Source organism: Bacillus sp. 275 (assembly GCF_001999205.1).
Taxonomy (GTDB): domain Bacteria; phylum Bacillota; class Bacilli; order Bacillales; family Bacillaceae; genus Bacillus; species Bacillus velezensis.
On sequence record NZ_CP019626.1, the window covers coordinates 2,988,656 to 3,004,040 of the forward strand.

The following is a 15,385-nucleotide window of genomic DNA, read 5'->3' on the forward strand; positions in this document are numbered from 1 at the left end:
GTTTTTTTATTGAATAAATTCAAAAATCCGCTCCGAAACAAACTCCGGGCGCTCTTCGGGTACGAGGTGCCCCGTATCCTTGAGTGAATACAGAATGGAATCCGGCAGGTCGTCATGAAGCCGTTTTCCGACTGAGACCGGAACGACACGGTCTTCTTCTCCCCAGATTAAAAGAGCGGGGTTTTGCACTTTCTTCAAATCCTCGGGCTCTAAATCACCCTCCCTATGTCTGATAAACCTTGTCATCGCTTTGAAAATCTGGCGGTCTGTAAATGGTTTTTCGTAACCGTCAATCATTTCCTGATCGATAAGCGTCCGGTCGTGAACGACATTTAACAGGTTGTTCAGCACGCCGTCTTTTGAAAGCCAATACTTAAGATACAGGTCAAAACAAGGGAGATGCGTCCCGAATATAATCGACGGGTGCGAGCGCTTTAAATACCCCGAGCTGCACAGCAGGACGATTTTAGAAAAAAGCTCGGGTCTGAGAAGAGACGCGGATAAGGAAATCTGGCCGCCCATCGAATGGCCGATGAGTGCGGCCCGGCTGATACCGAGCTTTTCGAGAAGTCCGATCAGAAGCTTGGCGAGGTTTGCGTAAGTATATACGAATGTCCGTGACTTTTCCGATTGCCCGAAAGGAGGCAGGTCAACGGCGATAATATCATAATGGTTTCTGAGCAGCGGGATCAGTTTTCTGAAGCTGAATGCCGAAGATAAAAAACCGTGTACGCAGACGAGTGTCTGTCTGCCGGGATTTTCATAATGCTCGTAATACAGCTCAACTCCGTCTATCGCGGCCCGTTTAATCGGTGAAACAGCTTCCATGAGAGCCTTCGCCGTCCTTTCTTTGTTGTAATGTAAAGGCTTTTTTGATTGTCAGATTTTAGCTCTGGTTTCTTTCGGGTTTTTCTTAGCATTTGTCGAAAATCGTGATATAATGTCATGAAGATTTTTGATAATGCAAAGGTGTGAAACGTATGAAGCTGACCGAAAAAGAAACAGAAATATTAGAAATTTTAGACGAAAACAGCCGCGTTGATGCGGAAACGATTGCGAAAATGGCAAACATTCCCGCCGAAGAAGTCAAAAGCATCATTGAAAAGCTTGAAAAGGAAAAAGTCATCATTGATTATGCGGCGATGATCGACTGGCGCAAAGTCGACGGTTTGGAAGGCGTCACGGCGATGATTGACGTAAAAGTCACTCCGAAACGAAATGTCGGCTTTGATGAAGTCGCTGAACGGATATACAGATTCCAGGAAGTTGAATCAGTGTACCTGATGTCAGGGGTGTATGACTTATCTGTCGTTATTCGCGGCAACACGATGTCAGACGTGGCAAGCTTCGTGTCTGAAAAATTGTCCACCCTTGAGTCCGTCGTTTCCACGACAACGCACTTTATCCTGAAAAAATATAAGCATGACGGCAAAGTCTTTGAAAGCGGAGACGATGACAAAAGAATCGTGGTGTCTCCGTAAATGGAAACGAAGACTTCTTATTTATCTGACTACGTGCAGCAGATTAAACCGTCAGGCATCCGCAAGTTCTTTGATCTGGCTGCCACGATGGAAGGCGTCATTTCACTGGGAGTGGGAGAGCCTGACTTTGTGACGGCCTGGAACGTGAGGGAAGCGAGTATTCTTTCTTTAGAACAGGGTTATACGGCTTATACCGCAAATGCGGGTCTTTATGAACTGAGAGAAGAAATCAGCCGCTATTTAGATCAGCGGTTCGGCCTGAGTTATTCGCCTGACAGTGAACTGATCGTTACGGTAGGGGCAAGCCAGGCGCTTGATCTCGCTGTCCGCGCCATTATGAATCCTGGAGAGGAAATGTTAATTCCCGAACCGTGTTTTGTCGCATATGAATCACTCGTGACCTTAACGGGGGCGAAACCGGTGCCGATTCAGACTGTCGCTGCAAAAGGTTTCAAAGCATCAGCCGCCGATTTTGAAGCGGCCCTGACGGACAAAACAAAAGCGCTGCTTCTATGCTCGCCGTCAAATCCGACAGGTTCCGTCTATTCGAAAGAAGAGCTTGAATCCATCGCTGCTTTCGCTGAAAAACACGACTTGATCGTGCTTGCCGATGAAATTTATGCCGAGCTGACGTATGATGAGCCATTCACGAGCATGGGGGCCATCCGCGGCATGAAGGAACGCACGGTCCTTATTTCCGGCTTCTCCAAAGCATTTGCCATGACGGGGTGGAGACTCGGATTTACGGCGGCGCCTCCCGGGATCAGGGATGCGATGCTCAAAATTCATCAGCACGCGATGATGTGCGCGCCTTCCATGGCTCAGTACGCGGCGCTTGAAGGGCTGAAAAACGGCCAGGAAGACGTCGAAAGAATGAAGAAAAGCTATCGGAGACGCCGAAACCTGATTGTGGAGACATTGAACGAAATCGGACTCGGCTGCCACCACCCCGGCGGAGCATTTTACGCCTTTCCTTCCATTCAGTCGACCGGCATGAGTTCAGAAGAATTCGCGGAACAGCTGCTCATTGAAGAAAAAGTAGCCGTCGTTCCGGGGAATGTATTCGGCCCGAGCGGCGAAGGCTACATCAGATGTTCCTATGCGACATCCATTGAGCAGATTCAGGAAGCGCTCGTCAGAATCAAACGGTTTGTTGAAAAAAGGGCATAAAAAAAGATACGAACCCGGTTCGCATCCAAATAAAAGGGGGGAATACTAGAAAGCCTTCGTAATCATAGTCTACCCTCCTTTATCTGTGCTTAAACATGATGATGTAAAAAAGTTCTCTTTGCGAAAAACAAACTTGTATGATATAATTTTAAATTGCGTATAATCTGTATTTAATTTAACTTAGGAGTTGTTATGAATGGCAGCAAAATTTGAAGTGGGCAGTGTTTACACTGGTAAAGTAACAGGATTACAAGCGTATGGTGCGTTTGTTGCATTAGATGAAGAAACTCAAGGACTTGTTCACATTTCTGAAGTCACTCACGGTTTCGTAAAAGACATTAACGAACACCTTTCTATCGGTGACGAAGTACAAGTAAAAGTACTTGCGGTTGACGAAGAAAAAGGCAAAATCAGCCTTTCTATCCGTGCGACTCAAGCGGCGCCTGAAAGAAAAGAAAGCAAACCAAGAAAACCGAAAGCGGCTCAAGCTTCTGAAGAAACATCTGCTCCGCAAGGTTTCAACACATTGAAAGATAAGCTTGAAGAGTGGATTGAACAGTCCAACCGCAAAGACCTTATCAAAAAATAATCATTAAAAAAAGCACCGGATATGTATGGGACTGACCCCATAATATGAGACAAACAAAAAACACCTTCAAGTTTGAAAACGGATCGTTGTTATCCGAAATTAGACTTGGAGGTGTTTTTCTATGAGGGCAAGAGTGAGTTATCCGGTTGAAGTCAAACAGAAGGCTGTAGAAATGAGATTGGCGGGCGTGCCTGTGAAGGAGATCATGCAGGAATTGAATATAAAGAATAAGACGCAGGTGCAGACATGGGTCAGGTGGTATAAAGCTGGGGACACACATCGATTCGAACAACCTGTCGGAAAGCAATATTCTTATGGAAAAGGTCCAGAGTATTCTTCCGAATTAGAGAAACTGCAGGCAGAAAATCGTTATCTGAGACAAAAGAATGAAGTGTTAAAAAAGTACAACGAATTGGAAAGGAAGCTGATAGCGAAACGCCAGTCGAGCTTGTAGAAGCATTGCGCGGCACAATGACCATACAGGATATCTGTATTCATTTAGGTATCTCACGAGCATCTTATTATCGTTGGAAGAAGAATCTGATGAAAGATAACCCTAAATACCATTTAGAAAAACAAATCGGCACGTTGTGCCGAGAACATAAGTATCGATATGGCTATCGGAAAATCACAGCCATATTAAAAAAGGGAATGCGTATTAATCATAAAACGGTTCAGCGCATTATGCAGAAAAACCAGTGGCAATGCCGGGTTAAGGTGAAAAAGCGCAAGAAGAATGGGCAGCCATATGCCGTGGCCGAGAATATATTAGATCGGAACTTTCAGTCTGATCGCCCTCTGGAAAAGCTAGTAACGGATATCACATATTTGCCTTATGGGCAGAAACAATTGTATCTTTCCAGTATATTGGATTTATACAATGGAGAAGTGATTGCTTTTACGATTGGCGATAGACAGGACACAGATTTTGTCTTACACACACTTGATCAGCTGCCCGTACTCCCAGAGAACTGCGTGTTACATAGTGACCAAGGTTCTGTTTATACATCTTATGAGTATCAGAAAGCTGTTAAAACAAAAGGCATTACCATGAGCATGTCCCGTAAAGGGACACCCGCTGATAATGCCTCCATCGAATCGTTTCATTCCTCACTAAAGTCTGAAACGTTCTACCTCGACAGGTTGGAAAGCACTACGACGACCATCGTAGAGCAAACTGTCGAAACCTATATATACTATTATAACAACATTCGTATTCAAACGAAACTAAACAACCAGCCGCCGGTCACATACCGACAGCTGGCTGCTTAAAGGTGTTTTGATCCCTGTCTCAAAAACGGGGGTCAGTCCCTATGTTCGGTGCTTTTTTTATGTTTATCTGACTTCCGGATTTGCCGCTTCCTCGCGGGATGTTTCTTCGTTCGGCTTAAACAGCAGGCCGAGATTGATCAGACCGGCGATGCCGACAAGGCCGTAAATAATCCGCGACAGAGCTGATCCTTGGCCGCCGAAGATGGCTGCTACTAAATCAAATTGGAAAAACCCGATCAGTCCCCAGTTAATAGCGCCGATAATCGTTAATACGAGACAGATACGCTGAATAACACTCATGTAAACAACCTCCTCTATGAATTCGTGAAACAGTTATAGATTGTGACAAAGCAAAGAATCTATGCATACTACATTCTTCGCCGTGTAAAATCACACACTGTCTCAGGCTGTACAAGTGCCTTTCCCTGGAATTCGATGTCTGTAAACCATGTGATGCGCCGTCAAAAAAGCGGATTGCTTTACATTGAACGTCATCTTTCTGCATAATATAAATCCAAAGGAGGAGATGTCATGCAAAACTTTACATATTGGAATCCGACCAAATTGATTTTCGGAAAGGGAGAGGTTGAAAAACTTCCTGAAGAAATCAAACCGTACGGAAAAAACGTGCTGCTCGTATACGGAGGAGGCAGCATTAAGCGCAGCGGTCTTTATGATCAAGTAACCGAACTTCTGAAAAAAGCGGGAGTTACCGTACATGAATTGGCAGGCGTAGAGCCGAATCCGCGTGTCTCAACGGTGAACAAAGGTGTTGCGCTCTGTAAAGAAAACAGCATCGATTTCTTATTGGCCGTCGGCGGCGGAAGTGTCATTGACTGCACGAAAGCCATCGCGGCGGGCGCTAAATATGACGGCGACGCGTGGGATATCGTCACGAAAAAACACCAGCCGAAAGAAGCGCTGCCTTTCGGAACAGTGCTGACACTTGCGGCAACCGGTTCAGAGATGAACTCCGGATCAGTCATCACAAACTGGGAGACACAAGAGAAATACGGATGGGGGAGCCCGCTCGTTTACCCTAAATTCTCTATTCTCGATCCGGTAAACACATTTACCGTTCCGAAAGACCACACTATTTACGGCATGGTCGATATGATGAGCCATGTGTTTGAACAATATTTCCACCACACGTCAAACACGCCGTATCAGGACCGGATGTGTGAATCGCTTCTGCGCACGGTGATTGAAACAGCGCCGAAGCTGATCAATGATCTGGAGAACTACGAGCTTCGTGAGACGATTTTATATACAGGCACGATCGCATTAAACGGAATGCTGTCAATGGGCGCAAGAGGGGATTGGGCCACACACAACATCGAGCATGCGGTATCAGCGGTTTACGATATACCGCACGCCGGAGGTTTAGCGATTCTGTTCCCGAACTGGATGAGACATGTGCTCAAAGAAAATCCGGCCCGCTTTAAACAGCTTGCCGTCCGTGTCTTCGATATTGACGAGACAGGCAAATCAGATGAAGAGATCGCACTTGAAGGAATCAGCAGGCTGTCTGATTTCTGGACGAGCCTCGGTGCTCCGAACAGACTCGCTGATTATGATATTTCTGATGAGAAGCTGGATACGATTGCAGATAAAGCGATGGCAAACGGAGCATTCGGACAGTTCAAGTCACTGCAGAAAGAAGACGTGCTTGCGATACTGAAAGCATCATTGTAATAACATAAAGGGGGCGGCCGGATTGGCAGCTCCTTTTTTTCTGTGTTATAGTAATTCCCTTACGATTTTTTTGGAGGTCATGATAAATGGAGAACTTTACGTACTACAATCCGACGAAACTGATTTTCGGAAAAGGTCAAATCGACCAATTGAAAAAAGAGCTGAAGCAATACGGGAAAAACGTGCTGCTTGTATACGGAGGCGGCAGCATTAAGCGAAACGGCCTGTATGACCAAGTAACAGGCATCTTAAAAGAAGAAGGCGCAGCCGTTCATGAGCTTGCGGGCGTTGAACCGAACCCGCGTCTGGAAACGGTAAATAAAGGAATTGAGCTGTGCAGACAGCATGAGATAGATTTCCTTCTCGCAGTCGGCGGCGGAAGTGTCATCGACTGTACAAAAGCGATTGCGGCCGGTGCGAAATATGACGGCAACGCATGGGACATTTACAGCAAAAAAGTAACGGCGCAGGACGCGCTCCCGTTCGGCACGGTGCTGACGCTTGCGGCGACAGGCTCTGAAATGAACCCTGATTCCGTTATCACAAATTGGGAAACAAACGAAAAATTCGTATGGGGCAGCAATGTCACTCATCCGCGTTTCTCCATTTTAGATCCTGAGAATACTTTCAGCGTTCCGGAAAACCAAACCGTATACGGCATGGTGGATATGATGAGCCACGTATTTGAACAATACTTCCACAATGTTGAAAACACGCCGCTTCAGGACAGAATGTGTTTTGCGGTCCTTCAGACGGTAATTGAAACAGCGCCGAAACTTTTGGAAGACCTTGAGAACTATAAGCATCGTGAAACGATTTTATACGCGGGTACGATCGCATTAAACGGCACGCTGCAAATGGGCTATTTCGGCGATTGGGCTTCCCATACGATGGAGCACGCCGTATCAGCGGTTTATGACATCCCTCACGCGGGAGGACTTGCGATTCTGTTCCCGAACTGGATGAGATACACGCTGGATACAAATGTAGACCGTTTTAAAAACCTGATGCTCAACATGTTTGACATTGATACTGAAGGCAAAACGGATAAAGAAATTGCGCTTGAAGGGATTGATAAATTGTCCGCGTTCTGGACAAGCCTCGGCGCACCGTCCCGCCTTGCGGATTATGACATCGGTGAAGACAAACTTGAGCTGATCGCAGACATCGCCGCAAAAGAAATGGAATACGGCGGATTCGGCAATTTCCAAAAACTGAACAAAGATGACGTACTTGCCATCTTAAAGGCGTCACTGTAAGATACATTCCCGGCCGGGGTGAAGATGAAATAGATTTTCAAGCTGCAGATGTAACCGTTTTGGGAGTCCCTTCATTAGTGCATCAAGAGCAAGTGAAACACCCCTTGCCATGAGACAACTATGGAAATCTCACATGTTGCGGATTTGACTCCTTGTTTCTGTCATTTAGCAGAAAAGGATCAATTAACTTTGCGATTGCCGATCATCTATTTACACAAAATCTAAATCATGAAGAGCCGCGAATTTAAAAAAGGGGCGCTGATTCAATCAGCGCTCCTTTTATGCATTTTGTGTACTAAGATCCCGCTGCGCCCCCATATAGCTTCCCATTAAGTTTTGATAACCGGGAAGATGACTGGAGATTAATGCGCCAAAACCTTCAACATCGTTGCGCCAATCACGCTGAAGCTCGCACGCTACGCTGAACCAGTTCATAAGCTGCGCGCCGCCATGAGCCATACGCGTTAATGATGCATCTGCTACTTGCTTATTAAACGTCCCCGAAGCATCTGTCACAACAAACACTTCGTAGCCTGCTTTAATGGCAGAAAGCGCAGGAAAAGCAACGCAGACGTCTGTTACCACCCCCGCGATAATCAGCTGTTTTTTGCCAGTCGCTTCAATGGCTTTAACAAAATCTTCATTGTCCCATGCATTAATTTGTCCGGGACGGGCTATTTTCGGCGCATCAGGAAAGAGATCAACGAGTTCTTGCATGAGCGGTCCGTTGGGTCCATTTTCAAAACTCGTTGTTAAAATAACCGGTAAATCAAAGAATTTAGCCGTATCACCGAGAGCCAATACATTGTTTTTAAATTCATCAACGCCATAGTCACGCACGAGACCGGAAATAAGGCCGGTTTGATGGTCAACTAAAAGCACGGCAGCATCATCTTTTGAAAGACGGGAATAAAGATCAGACATTTTATCATCCTCCTTGAATTAAGGCAAGTAAGTTTGTGAATTGAAAACGGTAAATCTATTCATATGCTGTATAGATAGAAAGTTATTTCTGAGGTGACTTTTCGTGAGGGGGATGATCCTTCAATTAATTTGGAACGGGAACCGGAGCATGATCAATCCAATGGATGAACTGTTGTAAATAGCGTTGAAGATAACGTTTTGTTTGTTCATCCGTAAGTATGTTTTGAGCGGAATCAATTTTCTCATGGACTTGCGAAATCAGCATTTTTTGAAAGGGCAAAACATTGACTTGCATAGCTTCGAGTACTTCTCTCATTTGCGTTTGGCCAAAGGCGGTACCGAACCCTCCGGGGGTTGCTCCGATTAAGCCAACCGGTTTTCTGTTTAAAACAGAAGAGGTCCGCGGTCTCGATGCCCAGTCCAATGCATTTTTTAATACCCCCGGAATTCCGGAATTGTACTCTGGACTTACAATGATGACGCCGTCAACGTCTTGTATATCAGCTCTAAAGGATGTTACGGAGTCTGGTGCTCCGGCAATTTCTAAATCTTCGTTAAAAAAAGGAAGACTGTCTATTTCAACCCAGCGAAATTGAGCCGCATTATCGAAGTCAATCAGTGATTGAGCAATTGCTCGATTATACGAGTTTTTTCGTAAACTTCCACAAATAAGACCAATGGTTTTAGTCATAAAATCACCTCCCGGTTTAAAATCACTTTCATCTTAACACGTTACCCCAAATATAGACACTATTTTTAAAAATGGACATTTATGCCTTAATATTCCTTCGTGGCAGCCTCTCAAGAGGAGTACTATATAAAAAGAACCGGCCCATCGGGATTGGCGATGGATGTCATCCTGCTCCAAAGTAAAGGTGATACGTTCCTGGATCACCAACATTCGATTCGTTATCCCTCTCACGATCATTACAAATATAACCATATTGAATCCGGGATATTGTATAAAAAATGAACGCATCTTTAGCGCAAATCCCGTATTCATCATGCCTTCTTCATGACTTGATTTAGCGGGTGAGTTCATATAAAGTGAAAGAGAAAACAATTCACCGTGATGGAGGGACAAGCAAATGACGCATGTACGCTTTGATTACTCAAGAGCGTTACCTTTTTTCAATGAACATGAACTTACATACGCACGTGATTTCGTAAAAACGGCACACCATAATATCCATGAAAAAACAGGCGCCGGAAGCGACTTTTTAGGATGGGTGGACCTCCCTGAAAACTACGATAAAGAAGAATTCGCGCGCATTAAAAAAAGCGCTGAAAAAATCAAATCAGATTCAGACGTGCTTCTCGTCGTGGGTATCGGCGGTTCATACTTAGGCGCCCGCGCGGCGATTGAAGCGCTCAATCATTCTTTCTATAACGTTCTGCCGAAAGACAAGCGCAAAAACCCTCAAGTTATCTTTATCGGCAACAATATCAGCTCAACTTATATGAAAGATGTTATGGATCTTTTGGAAGACGCTGATTTCTCTATCAATGTCATTTCTAAATCAGGCACGACGACGGAACCTGCAATCGCTTTCCGGATTTTCCGCAAACTTCTTGAAGAAAAATACGGAAAAGAAGAAGCGAAAGCGCGGATTTACGCGACGACAGATAAAGAGCGCGGCGCTTTAAAAACGCTTTCTAATGAAGAAGGCTTCGAATCATTCGTTATTCCTGATGATGTCGGCGGACGTTTCTCCGTTCTGACTGCGGTAGGCCTTCTGCCGATTGCGATAAGCGGGGCTGATATCGATGAAATGATGAAAGGCGCTCTTGATGCAAGCAAAGACTTCTCCAGCTCGGAATTAGAAGAGAACGCGGCTTACCAATACGCCGTCGTCCGCAACGTTCTGTATAATAAAGGCAGAACCATTGAAATGCTTATCAACTATGAGCCTGCGCTGCAATACTTTGCGGAATGGTGGAAGCAGCTCTTCGGCGAAAGTGAAGGAAAAGATGAAAAAGGCATCTATCCTTCTTCCGCTAACTTCTCAACAGACCTTCACTCTCTCGGTCAATACGTGCAGGAAGGCAGACGCGATCTGTTTGAAACTGTATTAAACGTTGAAAAACCGAAGCATGAGCTGACAATTGAAGAAGCGGAAAATGATCTCGACGGCTTAAATTACTTAGCCGGCAAAACGGTCGATTTCGTCAACAAAAAAGCGTTCGAAGGCACGATGCTTGCCCATACAGACGGAAAAGTGCCGAACTTAATTGTCAATATTCCGGAGCTTAATGCATATACATTTGGATATCTCGTCTATTTCTTTGAAAAAGCGGTGGCGATGAGCGGTTATCTGCTCGGAGTCAACCCGTTTGATCAGCCGGGTGTTGAAGCCTATAAGGTGAATATGTTCGCGCTTCTCGGCAAACCGGGCTTTGAAGAGAAAAAAGCAGAGCTTGAAAAACGCCTTGAAAAATAAAAAAAAGGGCTGGCCCTCAGCATGACGGGTCAGCCTTTTTTAAACCGTGAAAGGTGTGATGATGAATGATACGACTCTTATGTAAGCATGCCGTCATTTCCGTCTGTTCCGCCGCTATTGTCTATTCGGCACTAAAACTGTCTCCTGAATCCCTCTTACAAACCATCCTGTTTTTCGCTTTCCCTCTCGGCTTGTTTACGGACATGGTCCGGCTGAAACTGAAGATTGGCCGGATGCAGTCGCTGATCACGAAGTGCTGTCTCTATGCCGTCGTTTTCTATATTTCAACGGAAGCCGTTCTCTCCGCAATTGTGACGTATGTTCTGATTGAATGCGCCGTTATCTCTTTCCGGCGTCTGTCTGCCGCTCCCGATTCTTCCCGGGCGCCGTATGAAGATGCCGCAGAGCGGGGACGCTAAAGACAAAAAGGAGCATATGCACATGATCAGCATTCCATCTTCACTTGAAGGGCAATCGTTTTTACTCCGCGAACTGGAACAGGTGATGAAACCGATCGGTTATACCATCGGAGGCGGCTGGGAGTATGACCGCGGGTTCTTTGATTACAAAATTTCCGATCAGGACGGCTATTTATTTCTCCGCATCCCTGTTGAAGCAAATAAGGGACACCTGGATGAACGGGGGGCCGCCGTTACAATCGGCACACCCTTTTTGCTGAGGCACGTTTATCAGCAGGAAACGGATGATCATGCAGGCGGCGGTGTTTTTGAGTCATTATTCAACCAATTCTCCGAGCCGAAACGGCGGGATGCGGCAATTGACCGCTCATATACAGATATCGGCATCTCGCTTGTGAAAGAGCTGGAAGACGTCCTGCTGCATTAAAGAGCCAAAAACAGATCAGTATCGAGCACATGGTATGACAGGGGAGGGGTCAGCATCGGCCCCTCTTCTTTTTGTATGCCGATGATCGTGGTATTCCGTTTGAGATAATAGAGCGCACAGTCATGATAAGATGAACCCTTTAATTCCTCGGGGACGGGAATGATGCGCACCTTTTTCTCCAGCGTCAGATCTGACAGCGTTTGCGGTTTGGCAAGCTGCAGCTTGACCCGGTAATGCTCAAACATCACCCGGCTCGACAGGCGTGATGTGCACAGAATCTTATTGGCTCCTGCGCGCTCGGCGTTTTTGACATACCGTTCCGTTAAAATTTCCACGATACAATAAACGGACGGATGCAGCCCTTTGATGGCGAGAAGCGTTAATACCGACAGCATATCAGCTTCGGATTCATTTTTCTGCTGGTCCGCTGTCAAAATGACGGTATCGGCTTCCGTAATATTCGCCTTATTGAGCGTACTGTCATCAGCGGCATGTCCGCGGATGAAATGGACGTTTTCAATAAGCGGCCCTTCCCTTAATGAATCATCAATCAGGACGACAGTTTTTGACGGCGCGATGTGCTGCAGTTCTTTAAGCAGCATATGCGACTTCTCATTCCATCCGATAAGGATGACGTGCCCCTTGCCTTTAAAGGCGACCTTGCCTTCGACATAGCGGTGCTGTTTGCTGAACACGGCTGAAGAAAGCGTGGCGAAATAGGCGGTCACAAAACTCGCTCCGCTTAATACAAGCACCATGCCGGCAATCTGCCCGAGCGGCGTCTGGGGAACGTAATCGCCGTAGCCGACCGTGGCCACCGTAATAACCGCCCACCAAACCCCTTCAAACACAGACGTGAATTGCTTCGGTTCAAGCATGTAAATGAGTTGGCCGAACAATAAAATCAAGGCGATAATGATCAGTCCGATCCGAACATATAACGGCCATCTCAGCCAGGAAATAAATAAACGGTTTGATTTCATTCGTCCGGCTCTTCTTTCGACAGAGAGATGGATAAAATCTGCTTAATAATGGTGTTTAGTTTTTCGTCCAGCTGTTCCTGGCCGTATGAGTCACGCGCATGTCTGATTAAATCGGCCGTCTCATCTTCAAACTGTATGAGAGGTTCATCGTTTTCCGCTTCATTATAGAGCTGGATGAAGGCGTCAAGCCCCTCGTTCATTCTGTCTATCGCATTGCTCAGCTGTTCTTTCTCGCCATTTGTCACTTTCATGTCGATCACACCTGTATCTTTTTTTATACAGTATGTCCCAGTTCGTTTGATGTCTTTCAAAAATCGCCGAAAACATATTCACCCTCATTTTTTCATATGATAAAGAAAGCGGATCGAAAAAGGGTGAGTCAAATGACAGTCATTCAAAAACTGCTGGCGGTGCTGGCCGGAGCGCAGCTGCTCGCTTCGGCGGCCGTATTGCTTATTTTCGATTTGAATGGATACAATCATATGTCCGGCGGATTTTCATGGCTTGTTTTTGCAAAAGAGACCGCAGGCACGTTTCCGTTTTACATCGGATTGGCCGGGTGTATCCTCATCATGCTCGGAGGTTTGATTCCTGTCAGAAAAAAGAAGCGGATTTCTGTACAGGAAAGCGGACAATCATTAAAATAATATATAAGCAAATCGTACGATATAAGAGAAAAAGGAAGAGGATAATATGCTGTTTATCTTTTTAACAATTGCTGCATTGGGATTGTCGTTTTGGGCACAATTTAAAGTGAAAAGCAATTTTCAGAAATACTCAGACGTAGAAGCTTCCAGTCAGCGGACGGGGGCGGAAACGGCAAGACGGATTCTTGATATTAACGGTTTATATGATGTGCCGGTAGAACCGGTAAGAGGCACTTTAACAGACCATTACGACCCGACGGAGCGGGTGGTGCGTTTATCTGAGCCGGTATATTACGGCCGCTCCATTTCCGCCATTTCCGTCGCTTCCCATGAAGTCGGACATGCTTTGCAGCATCAGGAATCATACGGCGCGCTTGTGCTGAGGCACAAAATTTTTCCGGTCGTCAATTTTGCCTCCGGGGTTGCCCCTCTGCTTTTCTTGGGCGGGATGCTCCTGGGCAGCTTGAACTTAATCGGACTCGGCATTATTTTGTTTTCGGCCGCTGTTTTTTTCCAGCTTGTCACACTGCCTGTCGAGTTTAATGCCAGCGCGAGGGCGAAGCGGATTATCGTGTCGGAAGGATTCATTCGCAACAGTGAAGAACACGGCGTGAATAAAGTGCTGAACGCCGCCGCGCTGACGTATGTGGCTGCGGCGCTCGTTTCATTATTCGAGCTGCTTCGTTTTGTGATGATTTTCTTAAATGGTCGTGATGAGAATTAACACGAAGGAGGTGGCCCCTTACCGTTTGCGGTAGGGGTTTTTTTGCTTATATTAAAACTGATTCTCATTATGCTGTTAATCGGATTAACGGCCATCTTTGTCGCTGCGGAATTTGCGATTGTCAAAATCCGCGGTTCAAAAATCGCGGAGCTGGTTGAAACCGGAGACAGCCGGGCGCTCGCGGCGCACAGGGTGATTTCAAATCTCGATGAATATTTATCAGCGTGCCAGCTCGGCATTACGATTACGGCGCTCGGACTCGGCTGGCTCGGTGAACCGACGATTCAGCGGCTTCTTCATCCTGTTTTCAGCCTGATCGGAATGCCGTCATCCATTACGCACGTCGTCACGTTTATTGCGGCGTTTATCGCCGTCACGTATTTGCACGTCGTCATCGGAGAGCTTGCGCCGAAAACGATATCCATTCAAAAAGCCGAAGCCGTCAGTCTGTGGACGGCGAAACCGCTCATTCTGTTTTATAAAGTGATGTATCCGTTTATTAAGCTGTTAAACGGCTCAGCCGGATTTTTGGTCAAGCTGTTCGGTTTTCATTCGGTGAAAGAACATGAGGTCGTGGTCAGTGAAGAGGAATTGCGGCTGATTTTGTCCGAAAGCTATAAAAAAGGTCAAATCAATCAATCTGAATTCCGTTACGTCAATAAAATATTTGAATTCGATAACCGGGTCGCCAGAGAAATCATGGTGCCGCGCACCGAAATCGCCGCCATCTCGCTTGAACAGTCAGTTGATGAAGCCATACATTTGATCATCAACGAACGGTATACGCGATATCCGGTTATTAAGGAAGACAAAGATCACATTCTCGGCATTATTAACAATAAGGATTTATTTAAGGCGTATTTTCTCGGCCGCTCCATTGAATTAAAAGAAATTATGCGTCCGGTCATCAGAGTCATTGAAAGCATCCCCGTTCAGGAGCTTTTGATCCGCATGCAGAAGGAGCGGATTCATATGGCGATTCTCGTTGACGAATACGGCGGCACGGCGGGACTTGTGACCGTCGAAGACATATTGGAGGAAATCGTCGGGGAAATCCGTGATGAATATGACCAGGATGAAATGCCCCACATCGTCAAAAAAGGCGAACACCATTATGTGATGGACGGCAAGGCGCTCATAGAAGAGGTGAATGATCTCCTTGATATCGCCATCGAAAATGAAGACATTGACACGATTGCCGGCTGGCTCTTAACACAAAAAATGGAGTTGAAAAATGGTGATGTGTTTCATGCCGAAGGGTGTGAATTTAAGGTGCTGGAAGCGGAAGACCATCATATCCGCTTCGTTGAAATTAAAAAAACTGATTTCTGAGCCTCCTGCTTTTGCAATGAGG

18 protein-coding genes are annotated in these 15,385 nt (G+C 45.9%); 12 read left to right on the forward strand and 6 right to left on the reverse strand.

Features of this window, described 5'->3' with window-relative positions; all coding sequences use genetic code 11:
- Window positions 1–6: 6 nt before the first annotated feature.
- Window positions 7–828, reverse strand: a complete 822-nt coding sequence (locus BZ167_RS14600; protein ID WP_007408654.1) for an alpha/beta fold hydrolase — start codon at window positions 826–828, stop codon at window positions 7–9.
- A 152-nt stretch (window positions 829–980) separates the two neighbouring features.
- Between BZ167_RS14600 and BZ167_RS14605 the strand changes: the two genes are divergently transcribed.
- From BZ167_RS14605 to BZ167_RS14620, 4 genes are all read left to right on the forward strand, one after another.
- Window positions 981–1,481: an Lrp/AsnC family transcriptional regulator gene (locus tag BZ167_RS14605; RefSeq protein ID WP_003152098.1), complete on the forward strand. Its 501-nt coding sequence runs from the start codon at window positions 981–983 to the stop codon at window positions 1,479–1,481.
- Entirely contained in the window at window positions 1,482–2,651 is a 1,170-nt protein-coding gene (locus BZ167_RS14610) for an aminotransferase (protein ID WP_061860827.1), read from the forward strand.
- A gap of 196 nt (window positions 2,652–2,847) precedes the next feature.
- The gene (gene yugI / locus BZ167_RS14615; RefSeq protein WP_007408653.1) at window positions 2,848–3,240 is read left to right on the forward strand and encodes a S1 domain-containing post-transcriptional regulator GSP13; all 393 of its coding nucleotides are present in this window, start codon (window positions 2,848–2,850) and stop codon (window positions 3,238–3,240) included.
- A 121-nt stretch (window positions 3,241–3,361) separates the two neighbouring features.
- A protein-coding gene (locus tag BZ167_RS14620; RefSeq protein WP_148660071.1) for an IS3 family transposase occupies window positions 3,362–4,512 on the forward strand; the annotation gives its coding sequence in 2 pieces (ribosomal slippage) (window positions 3,362–3,635 and window positions 3,635–4,512; 1,152 coding nt in all).
- Between the two features lie 63 nt (window positions 4,513–4,575).
- Here the strand turns inward: BZ167_RS14620 and BZ167_RS14625 are convergent.
- A complete protein-coding gene (locus tag BZ167_RS14625; protein WP_003152104.1) occupies window positions 4,576–4,812 on the reverse strand; it encodes a DUF378 domain-containing protein in 237 nt (78 codons plus the stop codon).
- A 231-nt stretch (window positions 4,813–5,043) separates the two neighbouring features.
- Between BZ167_RS14625 and BZ167_RS14630 the strand changes: the two genes are divergently transcribed.
- Complete coding sequence (locus tag BZ167_RS14630) at window positions 5,044–6,207, forward strand: iron-containing alcohol dehydrogenase (protein ID WP_007408652.1); 1,164 nt, start codon at window positions 5,044–5,046, stop codon at window positions 6,205–6,207.
- 86 nt (window positions 6,208–6,293) lie between these two features.
- Complete coding sequence (locus BZ167_RS14635) at window positions 6,294–7,466, forward strand: iron-containing alcohol dehydrogenase (RefSeq protein ID WP_061860826.1); 1,173 nt, start codon at window positions 6,294–6,296, stop codon at window positions 7,464–7,466.
- 279 nt (window positions 7,467–7,745) lie between these two features.
- On the opposite strand, the gene ycaC is transcribed toward BZ167_RS14635, so the two are convergent.
- Window positions 7,746–8,390, reverse strand: coding sequence for an isochorismate family cysteine hydrolase YcaC (gene ycaC / locus BZ167_RS14640; RefSeq protein ID WP_014418745.1), 645 nt, complete (start codon window positions 8,388–8,390; stop codon window positions 7,746–7,748).
- Window positions 8,391–8,514: 124 nt separating this feature from the next.
- Window positions 8,515–9,081 carry an NADPH-dependent FMN reductase gene (locus BZ167_RS14645; RefSeq protein ID WP_022537146.1) on the reverse strand — a complete coding sequence of 189 codons (567 nt, stop codon included), beginning with the start codon at window positions 9,079–9,081 and terminating at the stop codon, window positions 8,515–8,517.
- 397 nt (window positions 9,082–9,478) lie between these two features.
- Here BZ167_RS14645 and BZ167_RS14655 point away from each other — a divergent pair, with 397 nt between their 5' ends.
- The 3 genes from BZ167_RS14655 to BZ167_RS14665 all read left to right on the forward strand — a co-directional run bounded on the left by BZ167_RS14655 (window position 9,479) and on the right by BZ167_RS14665 (window position 11,677).
- A complete protein-coding gene (locus BZ167_RS14655; RefSeq protein ID WP_061860824.1) occupies window positions 9,479–10,831 on the forward strand; it encodes a glucose-6-phosphate isomerase in 1,353 nt (450 codons plus the stop codon).
- A gap of 65 nt (window positions 10,832–10,896) precedes the next feature.
- Window positions 10,897–11,250 carry a hypothetical protein gene (locus BZ167_RS14660; protein WP_033574923.1) on the forward strand — a complete coding sequence of 118 codons (354 nt, stop codon included), beginning with the start codon at window positions 10,897–10,899 and terminating at the stop codon, window positions 11,248–11,250.
- A gap of 22 nt (window positions 11,251–11,272) precedes the next feature.
- Complete coding sequence (locus BZ167_RS14665) at window positions 11,273–11,677, forward strand: YugN-like family protein (protein ID WP_029973784.1); 405 nt, start codon at window positions 11,273–11,275, stop codon at window positions 11,675–11,677.
- On the opposite strand, the gene BZ167_RS14670 is transcribed toward BZ167_RS14665, so the two are convergent.
- Together BZ167_RS14670 and BZ167_RS14675 are read right to left on the reverse strand one after the other, a co-directional pair.
- Window positions 11,674–12,660, reverse strand: a complete 987-nt coding sequence (locus BZ167_RS14670; protein WP_015418087.1) for a potassium channel family protein — start codon at window positions 12,658–12,660, stop codon at window positions 11,674–11,676. The genes BZ167_RS14665 and BZ167_RS14670 overlap by 4 nt on opposite strands.
- Window positions 12,657–12,911, reverse strand: coding sequence for an Atypical membrane-integrating protein (locus tag BZ167_RS14675; protein WP_015418086.1), 255 nt, complete (start codon window positions 12,909–12,911; stop codon window positions 12,657–12,659). Before BZ167_RS14675 ends, BZ167_RS14670 begins: the two co-directional genes overlap by 4 nt.
- 132 nt (window positions 12,912–13,043) lie before the next feature.
- On the opposite strand from BZ167_RS14675, the gene BZ167_RS14680 reads away from it, so the two are divergent.
- From BZ167_RS14680 to BZ167_RS14690, 3 genes are read left to right on the forward strand one after another with little or no spacing between them, the layout of a single operon-like run.
- Window positions 13,044–13,307 carry a YuzI family membrane protein gene (locus BZ167_RS14680; protein WP_033574924.1) on the forward strand — a complete coding sequence of 88 codons (264 nt, stop codon included), beginning with the start codon at window positions 13,044–13,046 and terminating at the stop codon, window positions 13,305–13,307.
- A gap of 46 nt (window positions 13,308–13,353) precedes the next feature.
- Entirely contained in the window at window positions 13,354–14,031 is a 678-nt protein-coding gene (locus BZ167_RS14685) for a zinc metallopeptidase (RefSeq protein ID WP_003152125.1), read from the forward strand.
- 42 nt (window positions 14,032–14,073) lie between these two features.
- Window positions 14,074–15,363 carry a hemolysin family protein gene (locus BZ167_RS14690; protein WP_007408640.1) on the forward strand — a complete coding sequence of 430 codons (1,290 nt, stop codon included), beginning with the start codon at window positions 14,074–14,076 and terminating at the stop codon, window positions 15,361–15,363.
- Window positions 15,364–15,385 lie beyond the last annotated feature (22 nt).

Coding starts and splice junctions, on each gene's coding strand:
- BZ167_RS14645 (WP_022537146.1), bottom strand. CDS start 9,081: ATGACTAAAACCATTGGTCTTATTTGTGGAAGTTTACGAAAAAACTCG.
- BZ167_RS14660 (WP_033574923.1), top strand. CDS start 10,897: ATGATACGACTCTTATGTAAGCATGCCGTCATTTCCGTCTGTTCCGCC.
- BZ167_RS14665 (WP_029973784.1), top strand. CDS start 11,273: ATGATCAGCATTCCATCTTCACTTGAAGGGCAATCGTTTTTACTCCGC.
- ycaC (WP_014418745.1), bottom strand. CDS start 8,390: ATGTCTGATCTTTATTCCCGTCTTTCAAAAGATGATGCTGCCGTGCTT.
- yugI (WP_007408653.1), top strand. CDS start 2,848: ATGGCAGCAAAATTTGAAGTGGGCAGTGTTTACACTGGTAAAGTAACA.
- BZ167_RS14605 (WP_003152098.1), top strand. CDS start 981: ATGAAGCTGACCGAAAAAGAAACAGAAATATTAGAAATTTTAGACGAA.
- BZ167_RS14655 (WP_061860824.1), top strand. CDS start 9,479: ATGACGCATGTACGCTTTGATTACTCAAGAGCGTTACCTTTTTTCAAT.
- BZ167_RS14675 (WP_015418086.1), bottom strand. CDS start 12,911: ATGAAAGTGACAAATGGCGAGAAAGAACAGCTGAGCAATGCGATAGAC.
- BZ167_RS14610 (WP_061860827.1), top strand. CDS start 1,482: ATGGAAACGAAGACTTCTTATTTATCTGACTACGTGCAGCAGATTAAA.
- BZ167_RS14680 (WP_033574924.1), top strand. CDS start 13,044: ATGACAGTCATTCAAAAACTGCTGGCGGTGCTGGCCGGAGCGCAGCTG.
- BZ167_RS14685 (WP_003152125.1), top strand. CDS start 13,354: ATGCTGTTTATCTTTTTAACAATTGCTGCATTGGGATTGTCGTTTTGG.
- BZ167_RS14670 (WP_015418087.1), bottom strand. CDS start 12,660: ATGAAATCAAACCGTTTATTTATTTCCTGGCTGAGATGGCCGTTATAT.
- BZ167_RS14630 (WP_007408652.1), top strand. CDS start 5,044: ATGCAAAACTTTACATATTGGAATCCGACCAAATTGATTTTCGGAAAG.
- BZ167_RS14600 (WP_007408654.1), bottom strand. CDS start 828: ATGGAAGCTGTTTCACCGATTAAACGGGCCGCGATAGACGGAGTTGAG.
- BZ167_RS14625 (WP_003152104.1), bottom strand. CDS start 4,812: ATGAGTGTTATTCAGCGTATCTGTCTCGTATTAACGATTATCGGCGCT.
- BZ167_RS14635 (WP_061860826.1), top strand. CDS start 6,294: ATGGAGAACTTTACGTACTACAATCCGACGAAACTGATTTTCGGAAAA.